Origin of the sequence: Streptomyces roseolus, from assembly GCF_014649855.1 — a bacterium.
Lineage (GTDB): Bacteria > Actinomycetota > Actinomycetes > Streptomycetales > Streptomycetaceae > Streptomyces > Streptomyces roseolus.
In genome coordinates this window covers 66,437-74,326 of the sequence record NZ_BMTV01000020.1, presented here as the reverse complement: position 1 = coordinate 74,326, position 7,890 = coordinate 66,437, and the positions used below count along the sequence as shown (strand labels likewise).

Here is a 7,890-nt window from a genome sequence, read left to right as displayed (position 1 = left end):
GGAGGTCATGCTCGGCTACTCCGACTCCTCCAAGTTCGGCGGCATCACCACCAGCCAGTGGGAGATCCACCGCGCCCAGCGGAGGCTGAGGGACGTCGCTCACCGTTACGGGGTTCGGCTGAGGTTGTTCCACGGCCGCGGCGGCACCGTCGGCCGCGGCGGCGGCCCCTCGCACGACGCTATCCTCGCCCAGCCCTGGGGCACCCTGGAGGGCGAGATCAAGGTCACCGAACAGGGCGAGGTCATCTCCGACAAGTACCTCATCCCGTCGCTGGCCCGCGAGAACCTCGAACTCACCGTCGCGGCCACCCTGCAGGCCTCCGCCCTGCACACCGCGCCGCGCCAGTCCGACGACGCCCTCGCCCGCTGGGACGCCGCCATGGACACCGTCTCGGAGGCCGCCCACACCGCGTACCGCAAGCTCGTCGAGGACCCCGGCCTGCCGGCGTACTTCCTCGCCTCCACCCCCGTCGACCAGCTCGCCGACCTGCACCTGGGCTCGCGGCCCTCCCGCCGACCCGGCTCCGGCGTCTCCCTCGACGGACTCCGCGCCATTCCCTGGGTGTTCGGATGGACCCAGTCCCGCCAGATCGTCCCCGGCTGGTACGGCGTCGGATCCGGCCTCAAGGCCCTGCGCGAGGCCGGCCTCGAAGCGGTCCTCGGCGAGATGTACGAGCGGTGGCACTTCTTCCGCAACTTCCTCTCCAACGTCGAGATGACGCTGGCGAAGACGGACCTGCGGATCGCCCGCCACTACGTCGACACCCTCGTCCCCGACGAGCTCAAGCACGTCTTCGAGGCCATCGAGGCGGAGCACGCGCTCACCGTCGAGGAGGTCCTCAAGGTCACCGGCGGCGAGAAGCTGCTCGACTCCAACCCGGTCCTCCAGCAGACCTTCGCCATCCGCGACGCCTACCTGGACCCGATCTCCTACCTCCAGGTCGCCCTCCTCGCCCGCCAGCGCGCGGCCGCCGAGGCCGGCCAGGAGCCGGACCCGCTGCTCGCGCGGGCCCTGCTGCTCACGGTCAACGGCGTCGCCGCGGGCCTGCGCAACACCGGCTGACGCCGCCCGGCCCACGAGAAGTGCCCCCACGGAATCCCGTGGGGGCACTTCTCACTACCGGGGTAGGTCAGCCCTGCGCGGCCTTGCGGCGGCGCAGCACCAGGAACGCGCCGGCCGCGGCGAGCGCGGCGGCGACGCCGGCGATCACGCCGACCGGAGCGCTCGAACCGGTCTCCGCGAGGTTGCCCTCCTCGGAACCGCCCTTGGTGTCGGTCTCGCCCTTGACGTCACCGGTGGTCTCACCCGTCGCGGTGGTCTCACCGGTCGCCGAGGAACCGCCGGTCGCGGTGGTCTCGCCGGTCGCCGAGGAGCCACCGGTCGCGGTGGTCTCACCGGTGGCCGTGGCCCCACCGGTGGCGGTGGCCTCACCCGTGGTGGTCTCGCCGGTCGTCGTCTCGCCGGTCGTCGTCTCACCCGTGGTGGTCTCACCCGTGGTGGTCTCGCCGGTGGCATTGCCCCCGGTGGTCGTCTCACCCGTGGTGGTCTCACCGGTGGTCGTCTCGCCCGTGGTGGTCTCGCCGGTGGTGGTCTCACCGGTGGCGGCGCCCCCGGTGGTCTCCTCGTCCTCCGCGGCGCAGGTGTGAGACAGGTTGAAGAACTTCACCCGCTCGCCCTTGACGGTCGCGACCGCCGAGGTCAGCTCCGCACCGGCGTCCGAAGCCACGTACGCGTGGTCGTCCTTCGGCGGGCCGAAGGAAGTGATCTCGATCGGGGCCCCGCCGTCGAACGTGACCGTCAGCTTCACGAAGTCCGTGCCGCCGCCCGGGATCACGAAGTGCCACCCGTCCTTGTCGGCGGGAATGGTGTCGGGGCACTCGCCCTGCTCGAAGTCGGCCGCCTTGATCGGCGTCTTCTGGTGCAGCTTGAGGTCGTAGACACCGCTGGAGGCAGCGGCGGCCGGCGCCAGAGCCAAGGAGCCCGCCATGGCCGCGACGAGCGTGGCGGCGGGAATCAGGGAACGTCGCATGTGCAGTCGTCCATCTGTGGGATGAGGGATGCCGTGGGAGGTGGCGGGGGCAGCCTATCCGTCGCTTTGAGTCACGCTTAACCCAGAGGCACATAACGATCCCGCCGGGAAATGGTTGAATCCGGTCGCACCTCACGGCCCGTCACAACGCCACGAACGCCGCCACCCACAGCGCCGCGCCCGCGCCCGCCAGAGACCACGCCGTCCGCCGCAGCCGCAGACCCCCCGCCACCAGCGGGGCCGCCAGGACCAGCGCGCCGCCCAACGGCAGCCAGGCGTGCAACCCGCCGCCCCAACCGGCCCGCACGCCCTCGTCCGTGCCCGGCTTCACCACCACCGGGATCACCGCCCCCGGCCCCGCCGCCACCGACCGCTCGATCGTCAGCGTCCGCCGCGGCGCACCCGCGTCCTCCGGCACGTACGCACCGCTGCACCGCTCGTCCGTGCACCCCGCCACCGTCAGCGTCCCGTGCTCACGCCCCTTCGCCAGGAGCACGTGCTGCGCCGAAGCCCACGACGCCCACACCCCCGCGACCACGAGCAGGACGGCGACGAGGGCCATGGCGGCGTTCCGGACGTGCGTCATGACCCGGGATCGTACAACCGTGCGGCCGAAAGGCGACGGTCAGGAGTTGTACGCCGACTGCGCCCGCTCCAGACCCTCCGTCACCAGACACTCCACCGCGTCCGCCGACCGGTCCACGAACCAGTCCAGCTCCTTGCGCTCGGTCGACGAGAAGTCCTTCAGCACGAAGTCCGCCACCTGCATCCGGCCCGGCGGACGCCCGATCCCGCACCGCACCCGGTGGTAGTCCGCACCCATCGCCTTCGTCATCGACTTCAGGCCGTTGTGCCCGTTGTCCCCGCCGCCCAGCTTCAGCCGCAGCGTCGCGTAGTCGATGTCCAGCTCGTCGTGGACCGCCACGACGTGCGCCGTCGGCACCTTGTAGAAGTCCCGCAGCGCCGTCACCGGGCCACCGGAAAGATTCATGTACGACATCGGCTTCGCCAGCACCACCCGCCGGTTCGCCGGACCCACCGGCCCCAGCCGGCCCTCCACGACCTGCGCCTGCGCCTTCTGCGCCCGCTTGAACTTCCCGCCGATCCGCTCCGCCAGCAGATCCACCACCATGAAGCCGATGTTGTGGCGGTTGCCCGCGTACTCCGGCCCCGGATTGCCGAGGCCGACGATCAGCCAGGGCGCGTTCGCGTCGTCGGTCATCGCACTCTCCTCATTCACCAGACACAGGGAACCAGACACAGAGAAACGGGGTGACGGACCGCAGCGCGGACCGTCACCCCGTCACGTCGGACAAGAGCCTACGGCTCAGGCCTCGGCGGCCTCGTCGCCCTCGGCGGCCGGCTCCTCGGCCTGCGCGGCCAGGATCTGGATGACGACGGCCTCGGGGTCCGTCACCAGGGCGGCGCCCTTCGGCAGCGCGATGTCCTTGGCGTGGACCGAGTCACCGGCGGACAGGCCCTCGATGGAGACCGTGACGGACTCCGGGAGGTGGGTGGCCTCGGCCTCGACGGAGAGCGTGTTCAGCACGTTCTCGACCAGGAAGGCGCCCGGGGCCAGGTCGCCCTCGGTCTCGACGACGATCTCGACGGTGACCTTCTCGCCACGCTTGACCAGCAGCAGGTCGACGTGCTCCAGGTCGCCCTTCAGCGGGTCGCGCTGGGCGGCCTTCGGGATCGCCAGCTCGGAACCCTTGCCCTCGATGTCCAGGGACAGCAGGACGTTCGGGGTGCGCAGCGCCAGCGTGGTCTGGTGCGTCGGCAGCGTGATGTGGATCGGCTCCGAGCCGTGGCCGTAGACGACCGCGGGGACGTTGCCGGAACGACGGATCTTGCGGGCGGCGCCCTTGCCGAACTCGGTGCGGACGGCGGCGGCGAGCTTCACCTCGGACATGTGCACTCCTCGTAGTGGTGGTGACGAACGTGACTGTCACCCGGCCGCCGACTGGCGATGGCCTGCTACGAAGAGCGCGTCGATAACGGAGCGCCGACCCGAGAACGGGTACCGGCCTCCCTCGCCGAGCAACCAGGGCAGTCTACCCGCCCCGCCCCGACCCCCCAAATGGATCACCGGCCCGGGAAGCGGAACGGCGGAGGGCCGCCTCCCCCGAACGGGGAAGACGGCCCTCACCGGAAAAACCGGGGCTCAGTGCTCCTCGAAGAGGCTCGTCACCGAACCGTCCTCGAACACCTCGCGCACCGCGCGCGCGATCGTCGGCGCGATCGACAGCACCGTGATCTTGTCCAGCTCCAGAGAACCCGGCACCGGCAGCGTGTCCGTGAACACGAACTCGCTCACCTTGGAGTTCTTCAGGCGGTCCGCCGCCGGACCCGACAGGATGCCGTGCGTCGCCGTCACGATGACGTCCTCGGCGCCGTGCGCGAAGAGCGCCTCCGCCGCCGCGCAGATCGTGCCGCCCGTGTCGACCATGTCGTCCACCAGGACGCAGACGCGGCCCTTCACGTCACCGACGACCTCGTGGACCGTCACCTGGTTGGCGACGTCCTTGTCACGGCGCTTGTGCACGATCGCCAGCGGCGCGTCCAGACGGTCGCACCAGCGGTCGGCGACCCGCACCCGGCCCGCGTCCGGGGAGACGATCGTCAGCTTCTCCCGGTCGACCTTGCTGCCCACGTAGTCCGCCAGCACCGGCAGCGCCGACAGGTGGTCCACCGGGCCGTCGAAGAAGCCCTGGATCTGGTCCGTGTGCAGGTCCACGGTCAGGATCCGGTCCGCGCCGGCCGTCTTCATCAGGTCCGCCACCAGACGGGCCGAGATCGGCTCGCGGCCGCGGTGCTTCTTGTCCTGACGGGCGTAGCCGTACGACGGCACGATCACGGTGATGCTCCGGGCCGAGGCCCGCTTCAGAGCATCGATCATGATCAGCTGCTCCATGATCCACTTGTTGATCGGAGCCGTGTGGCTCTGGATCAGGAAGCAGTCCGCGCCGCGCGCCGACTCCTGGAAGCGGACGTAGATCTCACCGTTGGCGAAGTCGAACGCCTTGGTCGGAACGAGACCGACGCCCAGCTGGTGCGCGACCTCCTCGGCCAGCTCGGGGTGGGCGCGGCCGGAGAAGAGCATCAGCTTCTTCTCGCCGGTCGTCTTGATCCCGGTCACAGCACTGTCTCCTCAGACGTGTTCTCTGGCCGCAAGACCCGCGCTCCCGGAGCTCCCGGAGGCGTGTGCGAACCAGCCGAATTTGTGTGCACGTATCACGGTACGCCGAGTTCGACGCACCTGTTTCCGGTCAGCTTTCGCCGGCCGACCCCTCCGAGGCCGCCTCGGCCGCGTTCGCCGCGGCGCTGCCGGGCCGCTTCCGGGCGACCCAGCCCTCGATATTCCGCTGCTGGCCCCGGGCGACGGCCAGGGCGCCCGCCGGCACGTCCTTCGTGATCACGGACCCCGCGGCGGTGTACGCGCCGTCCCCGATCGTGATGGGAGCCACAAACATGTTGTCCGAACCGGTCCGGCAGTGGGACCCGATCGTCGTGTGGTGCTTGGCCACCCCGTCGTAGTTCACGAAGACGCTCGCCGCGCCGATGTTCGAGTACTCGCCGATCGTCGCGTCGCCCACGTACGACAGGTGCGGAACCTTCGTGCCCTCACCGATCGACGAGTTCTTCACCTCGACGTACGTACCGATCTTCGCCTTCGCGCCGAGCCGCGCGCCCGGACGGAGGTACGCGTACGGACCCACGGAGGCCCCGTCGCCGATCTCCGCCGAGACCGCCACCGAGTTGTCGACCCGCGCGCCCCGGCCCACGGTCGTGTCCGTCAGCCGCGTGTTCGGCCCGACCTCGGCGTCCTCGCCGACGTGCGTGGCACCGAGCAGCTGCGTACCCGGGTGGATCACGGCGTCCGGCTCGAACGTCACGGTCACGTCCACGATCGTCGACGCCGGGTCGACCACGGTCACGCCGGCCGTCATCGCGGCCTCGATCAGCCGGCGGTTCAGCAGCGCGCGGGCCTCAGCCAGCTGCACGCGGTTGTTGATCCCGAGGATCTCCCGGTGGTCGGCGGCCACGGAGGCGCCGACACGGTGACCGGCCTCGCGCAGGATCGACAGCACGTCGGTGAGGTACTCCTCGCCCTGGCTGTTGTCCGTCCGCAGCTGCTTGATCGCCTGCGCGAGCAGGACGCCGTCGAACGCGAACACGCCCGAGTTGATCTCCCGGATGTCCAGCTGGCCCGGCGACGCGTCCTTGTGCTCGACGATCGCGGTCACGGCGCCCGTCGCCCCGTCCCGCACGATCCGCCCGTACCCGGTGGAGTCCGGCACCTCGGCGGTCAGCACGGTCACGGCGTTGCCGTCGGCGGCGTGCGTCTCCGCGAGCCCCTTCAGCGTCGCACCGGACAGCAGCGGAGTGTCGCCGCACACGACGACGACGGTCCCCTCGGGCGCGGCCCCGAGCTCCTCCAGAGCCATCCGCACCGCGTGCCCGGTGCCGTTCTGCTCCTCCTGCACGGCGGTGCGGGTCCCCGGGTACACCTCCTCCAGGTGCCCCCGCACGCGCTCCCGCGCGTGCCCCACGACCACGACGAGGTGCTCGGGGTCCAGCTCGCGCGCGGCGGACACGACGTGTCCGACGAGCGAACGCCCGGCGATCTCGTGCAGGACCTTGGGGGTCTTGGACTTCATGCGGGTGCCCTCACCCGCTGCGAGGACGACGACGGCTGCCGGGCGGTTGGCGCTCACGGATATGCCCTTCGGCTTTGGGTGGTGGACGCACGAAGGATACCGGGGCGTCAGGGGGCGGCCATGAGGAAGGGCCCTGACCTGGGAGGTCAGGGCCCGAACCCAGCGTGCTCCCGGGGGAGGACTCGAACCCCCATATGGAGAACCAAAATCTCCCGTCTTGCCCTTAGACGACCCGGGATGGGCTTTATGTCCGATTCTGGAGATCCAGCGTGGACGCCGCCCCTACTATGCCGTACCAGGCGCCCTCGATGCGACGGTACAAGTCGGCGCTGCCGAGGACGCGGATGACGAGACAGCCTCGGTATTCGGCCCCGACGTTCTTGCGCACGGTCCTCGGGTTGTGGCGTTTGAGGGTCGTCTTCCTGAAGCGGGAAGCGGGTACGCCGACGAGGTCCGCCCAGTAGTTCTCGGCGGCGGTGACGTCGGCGGTCTCGTGGATCATGAGGCTGTACGCGCGCCGCTCGGCCGGGACTTCCATCAGGTCCAGCCAGGCTGTGAAGACCCGCACCATCCCGGGGTCACTGTTGACGAAGGTGACGCGCTCGCGCCGCGCGTGCGGCTTGTCCTTCGTGCCCTCGGCCCAGTACAGGCCCACGCCCAGAAGGAAGAGCTCGCGCTCCGACAGGGCGCCGATGTTCTCGGCCGCGGCACGTTTGGTCGCCTGTCGTTCCTCCTCGCGCCGGCGCATCGTGGGCTCCCACCCACGCCGGGCGATTTCGGACGCCCGTTCCGGAGTCCGTTTCCGTTCCGGCTCCGGCAGGTCTCGTACCCACAGGCTGATCGAGCTCTTCGAGCAGCCCAGCTCCACCTGGATCTGGTCGTAGGTCATGCCCTGGAGGCGGAGCTCCCGGGCTCGGGCGCGGAGGTCGTCCTTGGCGTTGGGACGCCTCGTCCACTCCGGTGGGGGTTCGCCCTCCAGGAGGCGGTTGAGGATGTCGTTGTTGTGGACGTGGAGGCGGTCACGGATCTGGCGCCGGCTGAGGCCCTCGCGGCGGAGGGACACCGCCTGGGCGCGGAGGCCCTCGAAGTCCGCGTACCGGTTCATTTCTGTGGTCATGCGAGGAGCGTCGTCCGGAATGCGGACGTCCGGGTCGAAACCGTGGGCGATTCAACAGTTCGAGGGACTGGTGTGCGGGGCG

Annotated in this window: 8 protein-coding genes and 1 tRNA gene; 1 reads left to right on the top strand and 8 read right to left on the bottom strand. The window is 70.3% G+C overall.

Annotated elements, in window-relative coordinates:
- Positions 1–1,063, top strand: a 1,063-nt coding sequence (locus IE245_RS37150) for a phosphoenolpyruvate carboxylase (protein WP_229851453.1), incomplete at its 5' end; no start/stop codon positions are given.
- A gap of 67 nt (positions 1,064–1,130) precedes the next feature.
- Here IE245_RS37150 and IE245_RS23205 read toward each other — a convergent pair.
- The 8 genes from IE245_RS23205 to IE245_RS23170 all read right to left on the bottom strand — a co-directional run bounded on the left by IE245_RS23205 (position 1,131) and on the right by IE245_RS23170 (position 7,808).
- Positions 1,131–2,030, bottom strand: a complete 900-nt coding sequence (locus IE245_RS23205; RefSeq protein ID WP_229851452.1) for an LAVTG motif-containing sortase-dependent surface protein — start codon at positions 2,028–2,030, stop codon at positions 1,131–1,133.
- Positions 2,031–2,172: 142 nt separating this feature from the next.
- Positions 2,173–2,616 carry a hypothetical protein gene (locus IE245_RS23200; protein ID WP_189950673.1) on the bottom strand — a complete coding sequence of 148 codons (444 nt, stop codon included), beginning with the start codon at positions 2,614–2,616 and terminating at the stop codon, positions 2,173–2,175.
- 39 nt (positions 2,617–2,655) lie between these two features.
- A complete protein-coding gene (gene pth / locus IE245_RS23195) occupies positions 2,656–3,252 on the bottom strand; it encodes an aminoacyl-tRNA hydrolase (protein WP_189950671.1) in 597 nt (198 codons plus the stop codon).
- A gap of 105 nt (positions 3,253–3,357) precedes the next feature.
- Positions 3,358–3,942 carry a 50S ribosomal protein L25/general stress protein Ctc gene (locus IE245_RS23190; protein ID WP_189950669.1) on the bottom strand — a complete coding sequence of 195 codons (585 nt, stop codon included), beginning with the start codon at positions 3,940–3,942 and terminating at the stop codon, positions 3,358–3,360.
- A 252-nt stretch (positions 3,943–4,194) separates the two neighbouring features.
- A complete protein-coding gene (locus IE245_RS23185) occupies positions 4,195–5,169 on the bottom strand; it encodes a ribose-phosphate diphosphokinase (protein WP_189950666.1) in 975 nt (324 codons plus the stop codon).
- Positions 5,170–5,299: 130 nt separating this feature from the next.
- Positions 5,300–6,748 (bottom strand): bifunctional UDP-N-acetylglucosamine diphosphorylase/glucosamine-1-phosphate N-acetyltransferase GlmU, encoded by a 1,449-nt coding sequence (gene glmU / locus IE245_RS23180; protein WP_189950664.1) that lies wholly within the window; start codon positions 6,746–6,748, stop codon positions 5,300–5,302.
- Positions 6,749–6,858: 110 nt separating this feature from the next.
- Positions 6,859–6,929 (bottom strand) — tRNA-Gln (locus tag IE245_RS23175).
- 6 nt (positions 6,930–6,935) lie between these two features.
- The gene (locus tag IE245_RS23170; protein WP_189950661.1) at positions 6,936–7,808 is read right to left on the bottom strand and encodes a hypothetical protein; all 873 of its coding nucleotides are present in this window, start codon (positions 7,806–7,808) and stop codon (positions 6,936–6,938) included.
- Between the last annotated feature and the right edge of the window lie 82 nt (positions 7,809–7,890).